This is a genomic window from Janthinobacterium sp. GW458P, assembly GCF_002127585.1.
Taxonomy (GTDB): Bacteria; Pseudomonadota; Gammaproteobacteria; order Burkholderiales; family Burkholderiaceae_D; genus Janthinobacterium.
In genome coordinates this window covers 141,083-162,879 of sequence record NZ_NEGZ01000001.1, presented here as the reverse complement: position 1 = coordinate 162,879, position 21,797 = coordinate 141,083, and the positions used below count along the sequence as shown (strand labels likewise).

General features: G+C 64.1%; 14 protein-coding genes. 6 read left to right on the top strand and 8 right to left on the bottom strand.

Annotated elements, in window-relative coordinates; genetic code table 11:
- Window positions 1-131 precede the first annotated feature (131 nt).
- The 6 genes from kdpE to kdpF form a co-directional block, all read right to left on the bottom strand.
- Window positions 132-830 carry a two-component system response regulator KdpE gene (kdpE, locus tag CBW50_RS00685; protein WP_071321986.1) on the bottom strand — a complete coding sequence of 233 codons (699 nt, stop codon included), beginning with the start codon at window positions 828-830 and terminating at the stop codon, window positions 132-134.
- Window positions 827-3,580 carry a DUF4118 domain-containing protein gene (locus CBW50_RS00680; protein WP_086143720.1) on the bottom strand — a complete coding sequence of 918 codons (2,754 nt, stop codon included), beginning with the start codon at window positions 3,578-3,580 and terminating at the stop codon, window positions 827-829. Before CBW50_RS00680 ends, kdpE begins: the two co-directional genes overlap by 4 nt.
- 116 nt (window positions 3,581-3,696) lie before the next feature.
- The gene (gene kdpC / locus CBW50_RS00675; RefSeq protein ID WP_086143719.1) at window positions 3,697-4,272 is read right to left on the bottom strand and encodes a potassium-transporting ATPase subunit KdpC; all 576 of its coding nucleotides are present in this window, start codon (window positions 4,270-4,272) and stop codon (window positions 3,697-3,699) included.
- A 10-nt stretch (window positions 4,273-4,282) separates the two neighbouring features.
- Window positions 4,283-6,361, bottom strand: coding sequence for a potassium-transporting ATPase subunit KdpB (gene kdpB / locus CBW50_RS00670; RefSeq protein WP_086143718.1), 2,079 nt, complete (start codon window positions 6,359-6,361; stop codon window positions 4,283-4,285).
- Window positions 6,362-6,370: 9 nt separating this feature from the next.
- The gene (kdpA, locus tag CBW50_RS00665; RefSeq protein WP_086143717.1) at window positions 6,371-8,176 is read right to left on the bottom strand and encodes a potassium-transporting ATPase subunit KdpA; all 1,806 of its coding nucleotides are present in this window, start codon (window positions 8,174-8,176) and stop codon (window positions 6,371-6,373) included.
- On the bottom strand, window positions 8,176-8,265 hold the full coding sequence (gene kdpF / locus CBW50_RS00660; RefSeq protein ID WP_034746483.1) for a K(+)-transporting ATPase subunit F: 90 nt from the start codon (window positions 8,263-8,265) through the stop codon (window positions 8,176-8,178). The genes kdpA and kdpF overlap by 1 nt, the downstream gene beginning before the upstream one ends.
- Window positions 8,266-8,728: 463 nt before the next feature.
- Here kdpF and CBW50_RS00655 point away from each other — a divergent pair, with 463 nt between their 5' ends.
- The 6 genes from CBW50_RS00655 (at window position 8,729) to CBW50_RS00630 (ending at window position 18,985) form a co-directional block, all read left to right on the top strand.
- A complete protein-coding gene (locus CBW50_RS00655; RefSeq protein ID WP_086143716.1) occupies window positions 8,729-10,726 on the top strand; it encodes a DNA topoisomerase IV subunit B in 1,998 nt (665 codons plus the stop codon).
- The gene (locus CBW50_RS00650) at window positions 10,726-12,435 is read left to right on the top strand and encodes a molecular chaperone HscC (protein WP_086143715.1); all 1,710 of its coding nucleotides are present in this window, start codon (window positions 10,726-10,728) and stop codon (window positions 12,433-12,435) included. The genes CBW50_RS00655 and CBW50_RS00650 overlap by 1 nt, the downstream gene beginning before the upstream one ends.
- Window positions 12,432-14,204, top strand: a complete 1,773-nt coding sequence (locus tag CBW50_RS00645; protein ID WP_086143714.1) for a J domain-containing protein — start codon at window positions 12,432-12,434, stop codon at window positions 14,202-14,204. Before CBW50_RS00650 ends, CBW50_RS00645 begins: the two co-directional genes overlap by 4 nt.
- 63 nt (window positions 14,205-14,267) lie before the next feature.
- Window positions 14,268-16,205: a J domain-containing protein gene (locus CBW50_RS00640; protein ID WP_086143713.1), complete on the top strand. Its 1,938-nt coding sequence runs from the start codon at window positions 14,268-14,270 to the stop codon at window positions 16,203-16,205.
- A 48-nt stretch (window positions 16,206-16,253) separates the two neighbouring features.
- A complete protein-coding gene (gene parC / locus CBW50_RS00635) occupies window positions 16,254-18,608 on the top strand; it encodes a DNA topoisomerase IV subunit A (protein ID WP_086143712.1) in 2,355 nt (784 codons plus the stop codon).
- A 98-nt stretch (window positions 18,609-18,706) separates the two neighbouring features.
- Window positions 18,707-18,985, top strand: coding sequence for a helix-turn-helix transcriptional regulator (locus tag CBW50_RS00630; protein WP_086143711.1), 279 nt, complete (start codon window positions 18,707-18,709; stop codon window positions 18,983-18,985).
- Here the strand turns inward: CBW50_RS00630 and CBW50_RS00625 are convergent.
- Together CBW50_RS00625 and CBW50_RS00620 are read right to left on the bottom strand one after the other, a co-directional pair.
- On the bottom strand, window positions 18,982-19,329 hold the full coding sequence (locus CBW50_RS00625; protein ID WP_086143710.1) for a hypothetical protein: 348 nt from the start codon (window positions 19,327-19,329) through the stop codon (window positions 18,982-18,984). The two genes, CBW50_RS00630 and CBW50_RS00625, sit on opposite strands and share 4 nt — an antisense overlap.
- 26 nt (window positions 19,330-19,355) lie before the next feature.
- Window positions 19,356-21,458, bottom strand: a complete 2,103-nt coding sequence (locus CBW50_RS00620) for a M43 family zinc metalloprotease (protein WP_301178796.1) — start codon at window positions 21,456-21,458, stop codon at window positions 19,356-19,358.
- Window positions 21,459-21,797: the final 339 nt, after the last annotated feature.

The window sequence follows — 21,797 nt, the reverse complement described above, 5'->3', positions numbered from 1 at the left end:
TCATGGGTGGTATGGGCCTTTGCCAACATGGCGCAGCTGGCCCGCTGCTGCAAAAATTCGCTGCAAAAATTTAAAGTAAAGCGTCCCCCTGGCGCGCGCGGCGCCTGTTTTCCAACAGGGGATATCAGGTGTTAGAGCGGCAGCAGCAGCCGGTAGCCGACGGCCGTTTCCGTCAGCAGGTACTGCGGCTGGGCCGGATCGGCTTCCAGCTTCTGGCGCAGATGGCCCATGTAGATGCGCAGGTAGTGGCCGTTTTCGCTGTTCGACGGCCCCCATACTTCGCGCAGCAGCTGCGGATTGGTGACCACCCTGCCCGCGTTCTTCACGAGCACCGACAGCAAACGAAATTCCGTCGGCGTCATGTGCACCAGCTGCTTGTTGCGCGTCACCAGCCGGTCCTTCAGGTCGACCCGCACGTCGCCGAACTGCACCACGCCATCGTCGCTGGCGGCGGGCTGGCGCTGGCGGCGCAAGGTGGCGCGCACGCGCGCCAGCAGCTCGCCCACGCCGAACGGCTTGGTCAGGTAATCGTCGGCGCCCGCATCGAGCGCGCGAATCTTGTCCTGCTCGTCAACCCGCGCAGAGAGCACGATGATGGGCACCGCCGACCATTTTCGGATATCGGCAATGAAGTCGATGCCGTCTCCGTCGGGCAGGCCCAGGTCCAGCACGATCAGGTCCGGCCGGCGCGTGCCGGCATCGATCAAGCCCCGCTGCATGGTAGCGGACTCGAAGATCTGCCAGCCTTCGTCCTCCAGCGCGGAGCGCACGAAGCGGCGAATTTGCGGTTCATCCTCGACCAGCAAGGCCGTGGCGGAAGGTTCGTTCATGATGGTTTTCCTGTTTCAAATACGTTGGCGTCGTCCAACTCCGCGTCAGGCAACGCCGGCGGCGTACCCAAGGGCAGACTGAAGACGATGGCAGCGCCCTGTCCTGGCGCTTGCGGCTGCGCATGAATGGTGCCGCCGTGCGCTTCAACGATGGCGCGGCAAATGGCCAGCCCCAACCCGACGCCGGGCTTGTTCGATTCGCGCTCGCCGCGCGTGAATTTTTCAAAGATGGCTTCTTCACGGCCAGGCGGCAGGCCCGGACCATCATCGAGCACCCTCACCTGGAGGAACTGGCCGTGCACCCCGGCCGCGACAGTGATGGTGCTGCCAGGCGGCGTGTACTTGGCCGCGTTTTCCAGCAGGTTGCACAGCACGCGCTCGATCAGCACGGCGTCGTAACGCACCAGCGGCAAGTCTGGCGCCAGTTGCGTCTGCACCCGATGGGCCTGCAACTGCGGGCCGCTGGCGCGCAGCGCGCTGCCCACTACCTCCTCCAGCGCCTGCCACTGCAGGTTCAGGCGCACCTGGCCACTCTCGATGCGCGCCATGTCCAGCAGGTTCGCCACCAGGGCGCTCATGCGCACTGTTTCGGACTGCAGCGAACGCGCCATGTCCAGCTGCGCGGGCGACAGCGCAGGCCGGGACAGGGCCAGCGATTCTGCCAGACCCACCAGCGACGTCAATGGCGTGCGCAAGTCGTGCGACAGGGCCGCCAGCAGCGAATTGCGCAGCCGCTCCGATTCCATCTGCACCAGTGCGCCCTGCGCCACGTCGATGTAGTGCACGCGTTCGAGGGCGATGGCCGCCAGCGCGGCAAAGGTGTCGAGATGCTGGCGCTGCTCCGGCACCAGCAGCCAGCGCCCGTGGGTTGGCGCCTCCAGCGGCAGCAGCGCCAGCAAGCCCCGCGTGCGCATGGGCGCGATCAGCGGCAGGTAGAAAATGCTCGACCCGGGCAGGGTGTCGGTGCCCGTGCCGGCCGCCTGGGCTTGGTCGAAAGCCCACTGCGCAATGCCCATGTCCAGCTGCTCGCCTCCCATGGCCGTGCCTTGAGGCTCCTGCAAGCGGCCTTCATCGTCAGGCAGGAGCAAAGTGGCGCGGGCGCGGAAAGCCCGTTCGATGGCGCTTTTCGTGATATCGAAAATCTGCTCCGTCTGCAGCACGCCAGACAATTCACGCGAAAATTCATACAGGGCGCGGGCACGCGCCTCACGGTGCGAGGCCACGCGTGCCTGGAAGCGCAGGCCCGCAGTCAGGTGCCCGGTGATCAGGCCCACGGCCAGCATCACGCCAAAGGTGATCACGTACTGGAAGTCGCCCACGGCAAACGAGAAGCGCGGCGGCACGAAGATGAAATCAAAGCAGGCCACGCCCACCAGGCTGGCCAGCGCCGCCGGCCCGCGCCCCAGGCGCACGGCCACCAGCACCACCGTCAGCAGCGACAGCATGGCGATATTGGCCAGGTCCAGGTAGGGCTGCAGTGGCACTGAGGCCAGGGCAGTGGCCAGGCTGGCGCCGGCGGCCGACAGGTAGCGCCAGTGGCGCGAGGGGCGTCGCGGTGCGGGCGCCTCGTCGCCCGCCGTGCGCCGGACAGCCACGTCAGCCGGCGGCAAGCCCACTTCGATCAGGTCGATATCCGGCGCCAGGCTGGCCATGCGCGCGGCCGGCGGCGCATTCCACAGGCGCGCCACGACGCTGCCTTGCCCCCTTCCGACGATGACTTTCGAGATATTCGCATTGCGCGCATAATCGACCACGGCGCCGGCGATGTCGCCCGATGGCACGATGGCCGTGCGCGCCCCCAGGTCCTGCGCCAGTTTCAACGTCTTGAGGATGCGTTCGCGCTGGCGCGCCGGCAGCCGTTGCAGGCGTGGCGTTTCCACGTACAGCGCGTGCCATTCGGCGTTCAGCTGGCTGGCCAGACGTGCCGTGCTGCGGATTACATGTTCACCGCCCGCGCGCGGCCCCACGCAGGCCAGCAGCGCAGCGCCCGTCTTCCAGACGGGATTGATGGATTTCTCGACGCGGTAGGCCTGCACGTCGTCCTGCACGCGGTCTGCCGTGCGGCGCAAGGCCAGTTCGCGCAGGGCGATCAGATTCCCCTTGCGGAAAAAATGCTGCGACGCCCGCTCCGCCTGCTGCGGCTGATAAACCTTTCCCTGCTTCAGGCGGCGCAGCAGTTCATCGGCCGGGATATCGACCAGCACCACTTCGTCGGCGCGGTCGAACACCGTGTCGGGCAGGGTTTCGGCCACGCGCACGCCCGTGATCCCGCCCACCACATCATTGAGGCTTTCCAGGTGCTGCACATTCACAGTCGATAGCACGTCGATGCCGGCCGCCAGCAATTCCTCGACATCCTGCCAGCGCTTCGGATGACGCGAACCGGCCACGTTCGAGTGGGCCAGTTCATCCATCAGTATCAGCGACGGAGCGCGCGACAGCGCCGCGTCCAGGTCGAACTCGAACAGGGTCTTGCCGCGGTACTCGACGGCTTTGAGCGGCAACAGCGGCAAACCATCCAGCAGAGCGACCGTATCCTGGCGCCCATGCGTCTCCACCACACCCACCAGCAAATCCTGGCCATCGGCCAGCAATTTGCGGGCGGCAGCCAGCATCGCGTAGGTCTTGCCGACGCCGGCCGAAGCGCCAAAATAAATGCGCAGCCGGCCGCGCGCGGCTTTCTTTTCCTGCGCCTGCACTTGTGCCAGCAGGGCATCAGGGTCTGGGCGTTGGCTGTCGTTGGGGAGCATGGGGCATCTTTTTAAATTAAACCAACTTGAAAGCAAAATCTAGGGTCAGACCCGGCGGGGGAGCGCGCCCCGATGAGACGCGCTCCGATCACGCATCGACTGACCCCGCTATCATCTTACTTCGCGGCCGCATCGAGCGCCAGATTCAGTTCCAGCACATTCACGCGCGGTTCGCCGAAAAAGCCGATATACGCTGTTTTCTGCACCTTGGCGATCGCGTTCTCCACGTGCGCCAGTGGCACGGCGCGGACGCGGGCCACGCGTGGCGCCTGGTACAGGGCGGCCGCCAGGCTGATTTCCGGATCCAGGCCGCTGCTCGACGCCGTCACCAGGTCGACGGGGATGGCGCGCGTGTTGCCGGGGTCGACTTCCTTCAGCGCGGCGATGCGCGCCTTGACGGCGTCCACCAGGGCCGGATTGGTCGGCCCCTGGTTCGAGCCGCCCGAACCGGCGCCGTTATTGGCCATCGGCGCGGTGGCCGATGGACGGCCCCAGAAGTACTTGGGCGAGGTGAACGACTGGCCGATCAGGGTCGAGCCGATGGGCTTGCCACCACGTTCGACGATGCTGCCGTTGACTTCATCGTTGAAGGCCAGCTGCCCGATGCCGGCCGTGGCAAACGGATAGACGACGCCGCAGATCACGGTCAATGCGGCAAACAGGACCAGGGCGGGACGTACGATAGTGCTCATGGTGGTTCCTTTAGACTAAATTGAGTGCGGACAGCAGCATGTCGATCAGCTTGATACCGATGAAAGGCAGGATGATGCCGCCCAGGCCGTAGATCAGCAGGTTGCGGCGCAACAGGCTGGCCGCGCCGATGGCCCGGTATTGCACGCCCTTCAACGCCAGCGGAATGAGCACGACGATGATCAGTGCATTGAAGATCACGGCCGACATGATGGCCGAGGCAGGGCTGGCCAGGTGCATGACGTCGAGCGCCTTCAATTGCGGATACGTGCCCACGAAGGCGGCCGGGATGATGGCGAAGTACTTGGCGATGTCGTTCGAAATCGAGAACGTCGTCAGCGAACCGCGCGTCATCAGCATCTGTTTGCCGATTTCTACGATTTCCAGCAACTTGGTCGGGTTCGAGTCCAGGTCGACCATATTGCCCGCTTCCTTCGCCGCCTGCGTGCCGGAGTTCATGGCAACGGCCACGTCGGCCTGCGCCAGCGCAGGCGCATCATTGGTACCGTCGCCCGTCATGGCCACCAGACGGCCTTCGGACTGATAGCTGCGGATAAGTTTCAGTTTGTCTTCCGGCGTCGCTTCGGCCAGGAAATCGTCCACGCCCGCCTCGGCGGCGATGGCCGCCGCCGTCAGCTTGTTGTCACCCGTGATCATGACCGTCTTGATACCCATGCGGCGCAGCTCCGCGAAGCGCTCCTTGATGCCGCCCTTGACGATATCCTTCAGTTCCACGGCGCCCATGATGCGGCCATCGTCGACCACCACCAGCGGCGTGCTGCCGCGGCGGGCGATATCGTCAACGGCGCGCGCCACTTCATCGGGATACGGCTGCCCCAGCGCTTCCACATACTTTTTCATCGAGTCGGCCGCTCCCTTGCGCAGCTGGCGCACATGCTCGCCGGCCGGGATATCCACGCCGCTCATGCGCGTCTGCGCCGTGAACGGGACAAACGTGGCGTGCAGGCTGGCCATCTCGCGTTCGCGGATATTGAACTTCTGCTTGGCCAGCACGACGATGCTGCGCCCTTCCGGCGTTTCATCGGCCAGCGAGGCCAGTTGCGCCGCGTCGGCCAGCTGCTGCTCCGTCACGCCGGGCGCCGGCACGAAACTCGATGCCTGGCGGTTGCCCAGGGTGATGGTGCCCGTCTTGTCGAGCAACAGCACGTCCACGTCGCCCGCCGCTTCCACGGCGCGGCCCGAGGTGGCGATCACATTGGCCTGCATCATGCGGCTCATGCCGGCCACGCCGATGGCGGACAGCAAACCGCCGATGGTGGTCGGGATCAGGCACACGAGCAGCGCGATCAATACCGTGATGCTGACGGGTGCGCCGGTGCCGGCCGCCGCCACGGAAAACAGCGAGTACGGCAGCAGGGTCACGGTGACGATCAGGAAGACGATCGACAGAGCCACCAGCAGAATCGTCAGGGCGATTTCATTTGGCGTCTTCTGGCGCTTGGCGCCTTCGACCATGGCGATCATGCGGTCAATGAAGGCTTCGCCCGGATTGACGGACACGCGCACCAGCAGCCAGTCCGACAGCACGCGGGTGCCGCCGGTGACGGCGGAAAAATCGCCGCCCGACTCGCGGATGACGGGCGCCGACTCCCCCGTGATGGCGCTCTCGTCGACGGAGGCCACGCCGGCCGTCACTTCGCCGTCAGCTGGAATCACGTCGCCTGCCTCGACCAGCACGGTCATGCCCTTGCGCAGGTCGGTCGCCGGCGTGGGCAGCCAGGAAGTGCCGTATTTCGGCGTTTGCATTTTCTTTGCCATCACCGTCTGCTTCAGGGCGCGCAGGGATGCTGCCTGCGCCTTGCTGCGGCCTTCAGCCAGCGCTTCGGCGAAATTCGCGAAGAGCACGGTAAACCACAGCCACACGGCGACGGCAACGATGAAGCCGAACGGCGCTTCACCCTGACCGTTCAGGGCCTGGATGGCCAGCAGGGTCGTGATAATGCTGCCCACGTAGACGACGAACATCACTGGGCTGCGCCACTGTGTGCGCGGGTCGAGTTTTTTGAATGCATCGACGACGGCGGGGCCGATCAATGCGGAGTCGAACAAGGTCAGGCTTGTGCGTGACATGGTAGCCTCTTATTTTATGAAAAGTTGCAGGTGTTCGACGATCGGGCCCAGGGCCAGCGCGGGAACGTAATTCAATACACCAACCAGCACGACAACGCCGATCAGCAGGCCGATAAACATGGGACCGTGCGTGGGCATGGTGCCGGCATTGGCCGACAGGCGCTGCTTGGCCGCCAGCGAACCGGCCACCGCCAGCACTGGCACGATCACGCCGAAGCGGCCGAACCACATGGCGATCGCCAGCATCACGTTATAAAACGGCGTATTGGCGGACAGGCCGGCAAAGGCACTGCCGTTGTTGTTGGCCGCCGAGGTGAAGGCGTACAGGATCTCCGAGAAACCGTGCGCGCCCGGATTGGCCACGCCGATCTTGCCCGGTTCGACCATCACGGCAATCGCCGTGCCCGTCAATACGAGCGCTGGCGTGACCAGGATGGCCAGCGACACCATCTTCATTTCATAGGCCTGGATTTTCTTGCCCAGGTATTCAGGCGTGCGGCCTATCATCAGGCCGGCGATGAAGACGGCCAGGATGGCGAACATCAGCATGCCGTACAGGCCCGTGCCCACGCCGCCGAAAATCACTTCGCCGAACTGCATCAGCAGCAGCGGCACCATGCCGCCCAGTGGCATGTAGGAGTCGTGCATGGAATTGACGGCGCCGCACGATGCGGCCGTCGTCACTGCCGCGAACAGGGTCGAGGAGCTGATGCCGAAGCGCGTTTCCTTGCCTTCCATATTGCCGCCCGATTGCAGGCTGCTGGCCTGCTGGTCTACACCCAAGGCTTGCAGGGCGGGATTGGCCTGTTGCTCGGCGCTCATCACGCCAGCCGTCATGACGACAAAAATCAAGGTCATCGCGGCCAGCACGGCCCAGCCCTGGCGCAGGTCGCCCACCATGCGGCCGAACGTGAAGCACAGGCCGGCGGGAATGATGAAAATGGCCAGCATCTGCAGGAAGTTCGACAGCACGGTCGGGTTTTCGTACGGGTGCGAGGAATTGGCATTGAAGAAGCCGCCGCCGTTGGTACCCAGCAGTTTGATCGACTCCTGCGACGCAACGGGCCCCATGGCGATCGTCTGCGTTGCCGCCACTTGCGCTTCCATCACGGGTTTGCCGGCCGCGTCCAGCACCGGCTGGCCGTCAGCCGTCACTTTCGGCGTTGCATACGCCACGTGATCGAGCAGGGTCACTTCCTTGTAGGCGGAAAAATTCTGGATCATGCCTTCGCCCATGAAGACGACGGACAGCGCCAGCGACAGCGGCAACAGGATGTACAGGGTCGAGCGCACCAGGTCGACCCAGAAATTGCCGATCGATTTGCCCGAGCGCGAGGCGAAACCGCGCAACAGCGCGAAAATCACGGCGATGCCGGTGGCCGCCGAAAAGAAGTTCTGGCACGCCATGCCCAGCATCTGTGTCAGGTAGCTCATGGTCTGTTCGCCGCCGTAGCCCTGCCAGTTGGTATTGGCGACGAAGCTGACGGTGGTGTTGAACGAGGAATCGGGGCTGACGGCGCCGAGACCCTGCGGATTGAGTGGCAGGAAGCCCTGCAGGCGCTGCAGGCCGTAGACGAAGACGGCGCCCACGGTATTGAAGACGATCAGGGCGATGGCATAGCTTTTCCAGCCCATGGCCTTGTCGGCGGGCAGGCCGGACCAGCGGTACAGCAGGTTTTCCAGCTTTTGCAGCCAGCCCAGGCCGCGCACGGGGCCGTCGCCAGCCACCCTGGCCATGTACAGGCCCAGCGGATAGCCGGCGGCCAGCAGCACGGCCAGGAAGGCCACCAGTAACAATATCGATTGCGTCGTCATCACAGCTCCTCCGCCTTCAGCAGCGCCACCAGCAAATACACGAGCAAACCGGCCGACACGACGGCGCCCAGCACATAAAAGGCATTCATTTGACGCTCCCCAGTTTGTCGCAGGCCACGGCAAAGCCGGCCGCCACGACGAAAAACACGGCAATCAAGCCCAGATACACGAGATCCATTCCCACCCTCATTCAGGTTTGTTTTGATAGTGAGCAGATTAGCCAAAAGGGTCTAAAAAATTCGTAAAGACTGGGGAAGGGGCTGTAAACAAGATGTAAAAACGGCGGCTTTACCGCATAAAATCCTTCACAATTGACGCAAAATCACGCGCGCAGCGCACTGTTGTTGCCTTGGAGTAGCGCTATTGCTCGCAGGACAAGATAGAATGCGCGAGCGTCCGCACAAGGACGCCATGCCTGCCGCACTGCCCTCCCCCAGTGACGCTGGACGGGATATACTGTATATTCATACAGTTATCGCCGCCGTTGTCATTGCGCCCCGCAGTGCCCAGGCCTGGCGTTCCAACCACTGTCTTTACTTAGCTTGAACACGTATGGCCACTAAAAAACCAGCATCCGACTACAGCGAATCATCCATCCGTGTCCTGAAAGGACTGGAACCCGTCAAGCAGCGCCCGGGGATGTACACCCGCACTGAAAATCCGCTGCACATCATTCAGGAAGTGATCGACAATGCCTCCGACGAGGCGCTGGGAGGTCATTGCACGCATATCGCCGTGACGCAAAACACGGATGGCAGCATCACCGTCGAAGACAATGGCCGCGGCATTCCCGTCGGCCTGCACCCGGAAGAAGGCGTGCCGACGGTGGAAATCGTGTTTACAAGGCTGCACGCGGGCGGCAAATTCGATAAAGGTTCGGGCGGCGCCTACGCGTTTTCAGGGGGTCTGCACGGCGTCGGCGTGTCCGTCACCAATGCGCTGTCCTCGCGCCTGGAAATCACCGTCTGGCGCAAGGAAAGCGACGGCAACGGCCTGCATCACATGGTGTTTGCCAACGGCGACGTGATCGAGCCCCTGAGTTCCCGTCCCGCCCCGCGCGACGGAAAAAAATCCGGCACGCGCGTCACCGCCTGGCCCGATGCAAAATACTTTGATTCGCCGAATATCTCGCAAACGGAGCTGCAGCGCCTGCTGCGCTCGAAAGCCGTGCTGCTGCCCGGCGTGACCGTCACCCTGACCAACGCGAAGACCGGCGATACGCAGACCTGGCAATACGCGGAAGGCTTGCGCGGCTACCTGACCGAAACGCTGGCGCAGGTATCGAATGGCGAAACCCTGATTCCCCTGTTCGAAGGCGCGCAATACGCGGGCCCGGACTCGGAAGGCTTTGCCGAAGGCGAAGGCGCGGCCTGGGTAGTGGCGTGGACGGAAGAAGGCGCCATCGTGCGCGAATCGTACGTCAACCTGATTCCCACCTCGAACGGCGGCACACACGAATCGGGTTTGCGCGACGGCCTGTTCGGCGCCGTGAAAAACTTCGTCGAAATGCACTCGCTGCTGCCCAAGGGCGTGAAACTGCTGCCGGAAGACGTGTTCGCGCGCGCATCGTTCGTGCTGTCGGCAAAAGTGCTGGATCCGCAATTCCAGGGCCAGATCAAGGAACGCCTGAACTCGCGCGACGCCGTGCGCCTGGTCTCGACCTTCACCAAGCCGCCGCTGGAGCTGTGGCTGAACCAGCACGTCGACTACGGCAAGAAGCTGGCCGAACTGGTCATCAAGCAGGCGCAATCGCGCCAGCGCTCACTGCAAAAAGTGGAAAAGAAAAAATCCTCGGGCGTCGCCGTGTTGCCGGGCAAGCTGACCGACTGCGAATCATCGGACATCGCGCGCAATGAACTGTTCCTCGTCGAGGGCGACTCGGCGGGCGGTTCGGCCAAGATGGGGCGCGACAAGGAATTCCAGGCCATCCTGCCCCTGCGCGGCAAGGTATTGAACTCGTGGGAAACAGACCGCGACCGCCTGTTCGCCAATAACGAGATCCACGATATCGCCGTGGCCATCGGCGTCGATCCGCACAGCATCGGCGACTCGCCCGACCTGTCCGGCCTGCGCTACGGCAAGATCTGCATCCTCTCGGACGCGGACGTGGACGGCTCGCACATCCAGGTACTGCTGCTGACCCTGTTCTTCAAGCATTTCCCGGCGCTGATCAATAAAGGGCACATCTGCATTGCCCGCCCGCCTCTGTACCGCGTCGATGCGCCCGCGCGCGGCAAAAAACCGATCCAGAAAATCTACGCGCTCGACGACGGCGAACTGGTCGCCATCGAAGACAAGCTGCGCAAGGAAGGCGTGAAACAGGGCGCCTGGTCCATCTCGCGCTTCAAGGGCCTGGGCGAGATGAATGCCGAACAGTTGTGGGAAACGACGATGAATCCGGACACGCGCCGCCTGCTGCCAGTGACCCTGGGCGAAATCGACCACATGGCCTCCGCCGCCCGCTTCAATATGCTGATGGGCAAAGGCGAAGCGGCCGGACGCCGCGCCTGGATCGAAGAGCACGGCAATGAAGCGGAGGCGGATATCTGATGATCATCGGCATCGACCTCGGCACCACCAACAGCCTGGTCGCCATCTGGCGCGACGGCAAGGCATCCATCATCCCGAACGCACTGGGCGAACACCTGACGCCATCGTGCGTGAGCATCGACGACGACGGCACCGTGCTGGTGGGCCGCGCCGCGCGCGAACGCCTGCAGACCCACCCGCAACTGACGGCGGCCGTCTTCAAGCGCTATATGGGCAGCGAAAAGAAGATCGTCCTCGGCACCCAGCAATTCCGTCCGGAAGAGCTGTCATCGATGGTGCTTCGCGCACTGAAGGAAGATGCGGAAGCCTTCCTCGGCCACAAAGTCGAAGAGGCCATCATCACCGTGCCCGCGTATTTCAGCGATGCACAGCGCAAGGCCACGCGCATCGCTGGCCAGCTGGCGGGCCTGCGCGTGGAGCGTTTGCTCAACGAACCGACGGCTGCCGCACTGGCCTACGGCATCCGCGACAAGGAACAGGAAAGCAAATTCCTCGTCTTCGACCTGGGCGGCGGCACCTTTGACGTGTCGATTCTGGAGCTGTTCGAGGGCGTGATGGAAGTGCGTGCCTCGGCCGGCGATAATTTTTTAGGGGGCGAAGACTTCGTCACCGTGCTGGTCGACGCCTTTCTGGACAACAGCGGCTTGCGCAGCGCCGTCGGCAGCCGCCCGCTGGACCCGCGCCAGCAACAGCTGCTGCGCGACGAGGCGGAACGGGCCAAGCGCTTGCTGTCGGACCAGCCGTCCGTGCGCATGGCCACGCGCTACCAGGACAAGGAATACAGCTGGGAGATCAGCGAAGACAAGCTGGCGCAATTGTGCGAACCGCTGCTGGCGCGCCTGCGCCTGCCCGTGGAACGCGCGCTGCGCGACGCCACCATCCGCGCCGCCGAATTGAATGAAGTGGTGCTTGCCGGCGGCGCCACGCGCATGCCGCTGGTACGCAAGCTGGTGTCGCGCATGTTCGGCCGCTTCCCCGCCATCCATCTGGACCCGGACGAAGCCGTGGCGCTGGGCGCCGCCGTACAGGCGGGCCTCAAGATGCGCGACGCCGCGCTGGACGAGGTGGTCATGACAGACGTGGCGCCATATTCCCTGGGCATCTCGATTTCACGCCAGATCGGCCCGAATCAGTATGAAGGCGGCCATTACCTGCCCATCATCGAGCGCAACTCCGTGGTGCCCGTCTCGCGCACGGAAAACATCACCACCATCTACGACAACCAGAAGGAAATCAACGTGGCGATCTTCCAGGGCGAGTCGCGCCTGGTGGCCGATAACGTCTTCCTTGGCAAGATCAGCTTCCCGATTCCCCCAAAAAAAGCGGGCGAGATCGGCATTGACGTACGCTTCACTTATGACATCAGCGGCGTGCTGGAAGCGGAAGTGACGGTGCTGGCCACGCAGGAACGGCACAAGATGGTCATCAGCGACAATGCCGGCGTGATGACGCCGGAGCAGATTGAACAGCGTTTTCTTGAGCTGGCCGACCTGAAAATCCACCCGCGCGAGCAGCTGGAAAACCGTACCCTGGTCACGCGCGCGGACCGCCTGTACGAACAGTCGCTGGGCGACGTGCGCAACTACATCGCCGCGCATACAGCCAACTTCCAGGCCGCGCTGGAGACGCAGGACCCAGCCGTTATCCGGCAGGCGCGTACGGCGTTTGCGGCGATACTCACGGAAATAGAAAGTGACAGTTTCCTGTGACGGGTAACGAGACGCTGGATATCTGGAATGTCCTGGACATCGCCAAGACGAGCGATGAACGCGACATCAAGCGCGCCTATGCGCGCCAGTTAAAGCTGAACCGTCCTGAAGACGGTGCGGCAGCATTCCAGCGCCTGCGCGATGCCTATGAATATGCATTGCGCGTCGCGGCGCACAGCCAGGAACAACAGCAGCCTGCCGACGCCGGAACAACGGCGCTGCCAGTCGCGGCGCCTGAGCCCCCGGCCGCCACGGACACGCTGCCGACACTAGCCCCACTGGCTGCCGCGAAGCTCGACTTCGGCAAAGTGCCGCCTGCGGCGCGTCCACCGGCACCGCCAACCCTGACAGTCGATCCCCTGAAGGAAGCGCAGATCCTGTGGCAGGAATGGCTGAACTCCGGCACTGGCATCAAGCTCTCAACGCTGGAAAAGCGTGAAGCGATGACCCGCCTCGCCGTGCGCGAGGAATTTGAACGCCTGGCCCTGCGCTACTGCGCCACGGCTGCGTGCCATGACGCCACACGCGGCCGGTTCATCGAGCACTACCAGTGGGACCAGCGGCTGCCGCAATTGCACAAAATGGATGCGGACGCGGCACGCGTCATGGTCGGGCGCCACAACGCGACGTCTTCGCTGGCCTATTTGCGCCGCAGCGCAGAGTACGGTGCATGCCTCGATCTGCTGCTGGCCACGCCGCCGGCATCCGCGTTCTGTCTGCGCGATGGCACATTGACGCAGACCATGCTGGCACTGATCGAGGGCATGCGCGCGCATCATGGCGACCTGCTGGCCTACAAGATCGATCCCGCATCGATCACCTGGTGGGAGGGCAAAGCCCGCGCCAAAAAATATTTCACCAGCACCGCCGTACGTTCCGCGGTGACCGGCCTCGCCGTCTACGGGCTCGCGCTGCTCATGCATGAACGCTGGGGGCTCTTCGGCATCGACTCCTTTTATTCTATTTTTTTCGTGCTGTCACAGCTGCTGTCCTTCTCGGCCTACGCCGCGTTTACCTTTTACCGCCCCACCGCGCTGCTTGAGCGGATGGCGCAGTTCAGGCAGCAGCACTTTGGCGTCTACCTGCAGCAGCACCGGTATCGGCACCAATGGCAATTCGGCTGGGTGTATGCCTATGCCGCTCTGTCGCTGCTGCTGTTTGTCAACAGACCATCGCCGATACTGGTCTCTGGCGCCACGATCCTGCTTGCAGCCTGCGCGCTGCTGGCGACATTTGCCGCCTCAGCGCATTTCAAGCCGGGCGCCTATCTGCTCCTGCTGCCGATTGCATCGCTGCTGACCTGGCTGATGCGGGAAACCGCCTTCGAGTCCTTTCCTGCCAGTGCCTGTTTTGCTTTCAGCCTGTGCCTGTTGATACTGCTGGCGCGCGGCGGCGCGCAACTGTATCCGGCCCTGGGCTTGCCAAAGGCATGGCGCCACCGATTGCGCATTACCTGGCTGATGGGCGGCACCTTGCTGTTTTTTGTCGCAGCGGCAGGCGTGCTGCCGGCCGGCCTGGCGCCGGTGCTGGCCTGGCTGTGGTGCCTGGCCGGGGTGCCGCTGTACCAATTCACGATGCCCAGCGTGTCCCGGCATCTGCTATGGCCGGCCCTGCTGCTGGTCAAGCTCACGCTGGCATCAAGTACCTCCTTTTTTTCCAATTTGCCCGATAGCCGCCTGATGATGCCGGAAGCCCTGCTGCCGCTCATCGCCACGCTGATTCTGGCCAATCTGTATTATGAAAACCAGCAAGAGAACGTCCATGCCTGAACGCGCGCCCATGCCCCTGCAAACCACTTTACCCGACCTGTCCCAGAACGGGAGTGACCACTGATGGACGGCGGCACGTACAGCGCTGAACGCAACCTGTGGGACATCCTGGACACGGCGCCGACAGGCGACGAGCGCGTGCTCAAGCGCGCCTACGCGAAACGCCTGAAGGTAACGCGGCCGGAAGACGACCCGGCCGCCTTCCAGGAGCTGCGCGACGCCTATGAATATGCGCTGCGTCATGCGCCGCGCTTTGCCGCCGAGCTGGCAGAGCGGCACGCCATGCCAGCGGCTGAACGACCGGAGTCAGACCCGGCGCGTCTGCCTCCTGCCCTTGCATCCGGCTTAAAGACAGACACCGGCTTGACGCCACCGGCGCCAACGCAGACGCCGGCAGTAGACATACCAGCGGAAGCGCCGGCGGCCGAACTGTGGGGCGTTCTCGCCGACGCGGCGCAAGAGACACACGCGGCGCAGGAGGCGCCTGCGGAGCTGTGGGGCGTCCCCGATGAGCCAGCACCGGAATGCATGCCGCCACCGGAACAATGGGGCGTGGTCGCCATCGATCCCGTCGAGGAAGCGGCCAGCCTGTGGCAGGCATTCCTGGAACAGTCGCGGCGCCGCGATGCGGCCGCCGTGCTGGCCGGCTTCCTCGAGCGCGAAGAATTGCTCAACCTCGACGTGCGCGAGGAATTCGACGTGTGCGCGCTGCGCTATTGCGCCAGCGCCGGCTACAACCTGTCGCTGCGCAACGCGCTGTTCGAGCAGCTGGGCTGGGAATACGATTTTTCCTACCTGGCACGCCGCCATGGCGACCTGGTACGCGCTGCCGTGCAGCGCTACCGGGCCGACCGCTCGTTCGCCCATTTCAGCAACAACCGCGACAGCTATCCCGGCCTGGACTGCATCCTGTCGCAACAGCCGCCGTCGGCGTATGTGCGCCAGATGCTGGACAAAAAATTCAACCTGCAGCTGCGCGGGCTGCTGCAGACGATACGCTGGCAGCATGGCGACATGCTGGCCTATAAACTCGATACGGATTTGTTCGAGCAATGGGAGCAGGCGGTTTTTTCGCGGCGCTATTTCAAACAGACGGCCTTCGCATCGGCAGGCCTGGGCTTCGTGCTGCACCTAATCCTGTCCAGCCTGTTCAAGGTCGCCGGCGTCAGCCTGGGCGACATGGGCGCGTATGCCAGCCTGCTGGGATTCCAGGTGCTGGCCTTTTCCCTGCTGGCCATGCATGCGCTGCGCTGGCCCGCCCCCCTGTTCACGCGGCTGCAGGCACTGCAGGAAGCGCTGCAGAAACGCCTGCCCATGCTGCAAGCGCGGCCCGGGCTGCTGCAACTGGCCTGGATCGTGCCCTATCTGCTGCTGGCGCTATTGCTGTTTTTACCCGAACGGGGCGAGGCGCTGCGCATCGCGACCTCGGTGGGCTTGTGCGCCTCGGCGCTGCTGGCATATGCCATGAACCGCCAACTGCTCAACGGCGTGCTGCTCGCCGCTGCCCTGGGCCTGGCAATGGTCGCCGCCATGTTCATGAACGGCAAAGGCTCTACGGCACTCGTCATCGCCAATGGCATGCCGATGATGTTCTGCCTGTTATTGCTGGCCTTGCGCAGCGCCGGCGGCCTGTATGAAGAATGCGGCTTGCCCGTGGAGCGCTTGCCGCGCCTGCGCGTAGCATGGCTGATCGGCTGCGCCGGCCTGCTGCTGCCCCTGTACCTGCAGCTGCTGCCAGCCGTGCCGCTCGGTGCCGCGCTGTATGCCTGGTCGTGCGCCGGTCTGCTGATCTCGCCCAGCGATTTGCGCTGGAGGACGGTCTGGCCGCTGGTACTGGTGCCATCCCTAGGCAGCGTCTTGCTGGCCGGCCAGGCCGCGCCCGTCCGTGCCATGTCGATGATGCATAACGGCGTCGAGCTGGCCCTGATCGTGCTGTACTTCACCGTGCGCTGCATCTACCTGCGCTACGGCGCCGCCTTATCCAGACCCGGGCTGTCATAATCAGCTCCATGAATTCAACCGCAACCACTTAACACCGAAATAAGCGCCATGTCCACACAAACCAATTTATTTGACGATGCCCAGCCTGAGCCGACCGAGCCGGATGAACCGGTATTCGACGGCGAAGCGCTGACCCTCTCCACCTTCGCCGAGCGTGCCTATCTCGATTACGCCATCTCCGTCGTCAAGGGCCGCGCCCTGCCCGACGTCTGCGATGGCCAGAAGCCCGTGCAGCGCCGCATCCTGTATGCGATGAATGAGCTGGGATTGAATGCCACGGCGAAGCCCCGCAAATCGGCGGCCGTGGTCGGCGACGTGCTGGGTAAATTGCACCCGCACGGCGACCAGTCCGTATACGATGCGCTGGTGCGCATGGCGCAGGATTTCTCGCTGCGCTACCCGCTGATCGACGGGCAGGGCAACTTCGGCTCGCGCGACGGCGACGGCGCGGCGGCAATGCGCTACACGGAAGCACGTTTGACGCCGATCGCCAAACTGCTGATGGATGAAATCGGCATGGGCACGGTGGATTTCCAGCCCAACTACGATGGTTCGACGGAAGAACCAAAGCTGCTGCCCGCCCGCCTGCCGATGGTGCTGCTCAATGGCGCCTCCGGCATCGCCGTGGGTCTGGCGACGGAAATCCCGTCGCATAACCTCGCGGAAGTGGCCAAGGCGGCCGTGGCCATGATCCGCGATCCGAAGATCACGCACGCCGAATTGATGGCCATCATGCCCGGCCCCGATTTCCCCGGCGGCGGCCAGATCATCACGCCGCCATCGCAAATCCAGGACATGTATGCGAGCGGCCGTGGCAGCATGAAGGTGCGCGCGCGCTGGAAGATCGAGGAACTGGCGCGCGGCCAGTGGCAAGCGGTCGTCACGGAACTGCCGCCGGGCACCTCGTCGCAAAAGGTCCTGGAAGAAATCGAGGAACTGACGAATCCGAAAATCAAGCTGGGCAAGAAGGCGCTGTCGCCGGACCAGGTGGCCCTGAAGGCGCTGATCCTCAATTCGCTCGACACCATCCGCGACGAATCTGGCCGCGCCGCACCCGTGCGCCTCGTGTTCGAACCGAAGTCGAAGAACCAGGACCAGACGGAATTCATGCTGATGCTGCTGGCGCATACGTCGCTCGAATCGTCGACCTCGATCAATCTGGTGATGATAGGCGGCGATGGCCGTCCGCGCCAGAAAGGCCTGGGCGACATCCTGCGCGAATGGATCGATTTCCGCTTCGAGACCGTCACGCGCCGCACCGGCTACAAGCTGGGCAAGGTCAAGGACCGCATCCATATCCTGGAAGGGCGCGAAGCGATCCTGCTCAATATCGACAAGGTAATCCAGATCATCCGCAATTCGGATGAGCCGAAGGCGGCCCTGATCGAAGCCTTCAAGCTGTCCGAGCGCCAGGCCGACGATATCCTGGAAATCCGCTTGCGCCAGCTGGCGCGCCTGGAAACGATCAAGATCCAGCAGGAACTGGCCGAGCTGCGCAAGGAAGAAAAGTCGCTGCAAGACCTGCTCGACAACCCGGGTTCGATGAAGCGCGCCATCATCCGCGAAATCGAAGCGGACGCCAAGCAGTTTGGCGATGCGCGCCGCACCCTGATCGAGGAAGCGCAAAAAGCCGTGGCGGAGCAAAAAGTGGTCGATGAACCGGTCACCGTCATCATCTCGGAAAAAGGCTGGGTGCGCGCGCGCACCGGCATCGGCCACGATGCGGCGCAGTTCACGTTCAAGGCGGGCGATACCCTGCATGGCGCCTTCGAGTGCCGCACGGTGGACACACTGCTCGGCTTTGGCAACAATGGCAAGATTTACTCGGTGCCCGTCTCGGCGCTGCCCAACGCGCGCGGCGACGGCGTGCCGATTACGACCTTGTGCGACCTGAGCGGCGGCACGCCCGGCAACGCCGTGCGCATCCTGCATTACTTTGCGGGCAATGGCGCCACCAGCTTGCTGCTGGCGTCGAGCGCCGGCTACGGCTTCATCGCCAAGGCGGGCGACATGGTCAGCCGTCTGAAGGGAGGCAAGGCCTTCATCACCCTGGATGACGGCGACGTGCCGCTCGAACCGAAGGTCATCCCGGAAGCCGCCAGCGCCGTGGCCTGCCTGACGGAAGGTGCGCGCCTGCTGGTATTTGGCTTGCTTGAGATGAAAACCCTGTCCAAGGGCGGTACAGGCGTCAAGCTGATCGAACTGGAAGGCAAGGACAAGCTGCTGGCTGTGCAGCCGATCAGCCAGCGCGGCGTGGTCGTCTCCGGCATCGGCCGGGCCTCGAAGCCGCAGGATGCCTCGCTCGGTGCAACCGCCCTGGCCGATCACATCGGCAAGCGCGCGAAGAAGGGCAAGGCGCTGGCGGCCAAGCTGAAACCGGTGTCCATGACCCCCATCGGCTGACCGCCATCAAGCGAGACAAAAAGACAGGCTCGCCTGTCTTTTTTTTTGCCCATCGCACCTGGCGGCGGTAGGGGAAAATAAATTTACAGATACGCGCCATGCTCCCGTTATCCCTGCAGGCATGCCACCGGCATGCCGCCCACGGACAGGAGAGCAAGGATGACAAACAACGTTTCAGGCAGGCCGCCATGCAGCGCCTGACCCCGGCAGAACGGCTGGTGGCGGCCATGGCAGCCGAAGGTCTGCCGTATAAAAGCATCGCCAGGGAACTGGGCAAGTCACCGGCCACCGTGCGCAACCAACTGCATGCAATTTACGAGAAGCTGGACGTGGGCAACCGCACGGCGCTCGCGCACAAGCTGCGCGGCCAGCCTTAATGCCGCGCCAGGCGCAGCACGTCGGGTGTCGCTTCGACGATATCGATCACATCCTGCTTCCCGGCTGCATCCCCCAAGGCATAGCGGCCCATGCCCAGCGGCACCAGCTTGGTAACGGGGCCGGCGCGGGGACGGTCGTCGGGGCCGGGCGCCATCGACGTCAATGTCGCCTCCCCTTGCGCCATGGCGCCGGCGGGTGCGCCGAATTCGAGTACCTTGCGCCCTTTGCGGCTGGGAGGAAAGGCAAACGTGGCGGTGGGCCGGTACACCTCGATACCATCGGCATCCTCCTCGAAGGAATGCGTCCAGCTGCCGCTGGGAAGTACCGTTGTCATATCATGCATGCCGCCTCCCGTTTACAATATTGCCATCAGAAACACGATACCACGCCGCCCAGGCTTTCATAGCCGCTCACGGATGGCGACCAGGCCGTACCGTTCCACGCCTTGTGGAACAGGGCGCCATTCGTGCCAGTGACAAAGACATCAAGGCGATTCGCCGCCCAGGCCGTGGCGCGCGGACGCGAGGTGCACACGCCGCCCAGGCTCTCAAAGCCCGTCAGCGACGGCGTCCAGGCCGAGCCGTTCCACGCCTTGTGGTACAGCGCGCTGTCCGTGCCGATGACGAACAGGTCGAGACGGTTGGCCGCCCACGACACGGCGTCCACCTCGCCCACGCAGATACCGCCCAGGCGCTCGAAGCCGTCAACGGACGGCCCCCATTTCGCGCCATCCCACCATTTATGGTACAGCGCACCGTCGGTGCCGCTGACGAAGACGTCGAGCCGGTTCGGTCCCCAGGCCACCGCCTTCGGCGACGAGGTGCAAATGCCACCCAGGCGCTCGTAGCCCGTCAGCGACGGTCCCCAGGCCGTACCGTTCCACCACTTGTGGTACAGGGCCCGGTCCGTGCCGATGACGAACACGTCGAGGCGGTTCGGCCCCCACGCCACGGCTTCCGGCTGGCCCAGGCAGATGCCGCCCATGGCTTCGTATCCCGTCAGCGACGGCCCCCAGGCGGACCCGTTCCACCATTTGTGATACAGGCCGCGGTCCGTGCCGACGACAAACACGTCGAGGCGGTTCGGCCCCCACGCCACGGCGCGCGGGTCGCCCACGCACAAGCCGCCCATCGCTTCGTAGCCCGTCAGCGACGGTCCCCAGGCCGTGCCGTTCCACCACTTGTGGAACAAGCCGCTGTCGGTGCCCGTGACAAACACGTCAAGCCGGTTCGGCGCCCACGACACCACCTGCGGCGCGCTGGTACAGATGCCGCCCTGCCCTTCATAGCCGGTGACGGACGGCGCCCAGGCCGTGCCGTTCCAGGCCTTGTGGTACAGCGCGCGGTCCGTGCCCAGCACGAAGACGTCGAGGCGGTTCGCGCCCCAGGCCACGACGGGTGAAGAACTCTGGCGCGGCGTGGCGCCCGTGCCGCCCGTCCCCGTGCCGATGCTGGCGCGCGGCCCATCGAGACAGGCTTGCATGCGTGCCACCTGGCCCGCCGTGAACATGAACATGGCGGGGTCGTCCACATAATCCATGTAGTTCATGAACATGTCGCCATTCGGCCCATTGCTGCAGGAAATATGGGGGAACGAAGGCTGGCCCGTGTTCGGCCCGCCCTGGTTCGGTGTGTCGGCCACGTTGTCCGTGCCCGAACACCCCGTGCCGTCGTCGCCCCAGATATGGTTCAAGTTCAGCCAGTGGCCGATTTCGTGCGTGGCCGTGCGTCCCAGGTGGAAGGGCGGCGCCGCCGTACCGGTCGTGCCGAAGGCCGATTGCAGGATTACCACGCCGTCGGTAGCGGCCGGGCCGCCGGGAAACTGCGCATAGCCGAGCAGGCCGCCGCCAAGCTGGCAGACCCAGACATTGAGGTAGGTGTCCGCCGGCCAGGCATTCATGCCGCCCGTCGCCTGCGATTTGACGGCATCGTCGGCACCGAAGGACGTCACTGTCGTCTGGCGCCGCTCGATGCCGCTGGTGGCCGCGCCATTCGGATCGATCGCGGCCAGCGCGAATTCCACGCGCGCATCGGCCGTCAGCGGCAGGAAGGGTGCCGGCGTGTTGTTAACATCCGGGTTGACGCGCCGGTAATCACGGTTCAGCACATCGATCTGGCTGGCGATCTGCGCATCCGAGATATTCTGCGCCGCCGTGTTCCACACTACGTGCACCACCACCGGTATCTGCGTCACGCCGGAGCGCCCGGCAATGCTGCTGTCGCCCTCATACAGTCCTGCCAGGTTTTCAATATCGGCGCGGATATTTGCATAGGACGGATCCTCGGTCAGCAAGCGGCGATGCACATCCATCGTGGCGCAGGTGCGCACCTGAGGCGTGCCACTGCCCTGCCCACCACCGTCGCCGCCCATGCCCCCTGCGCCGCCCCCGCCATCGCGGTCGCCGCCCATGCCGCCGCCATCACCCACGTGCATGCAACTGGCGCCGGCCATGCCCTGCGATGCCTGCTGCATGCCGCCACCGGGCATGGCGCGGCATCCACGGCGCCGGCATGGATGGCAGCCTGGTCCGCATAGGACACGCCCAGGCGCGGCCCCGGCATGGCGTCTGCGTCGTCCACATCAGTGCCGGCATGCACGTCTCCCTCCACCGGCATGGACTGCATGGCAGGCGCGCCTTCAGCCGAACCGGTTGCCGGTGTCTTTTTCGTTTTAGCGGTGCTCATGATGTCTCCCTTCGTCTGTCTGCCAGTTCACTATGGCACGCCGATCAGGCAGGGAATTGAGGCACATCAAGGATGGCAAGGCCGGCACAAAAGGCCGACAAAAAAAAAGACAGCCGAAGCTGTCTTT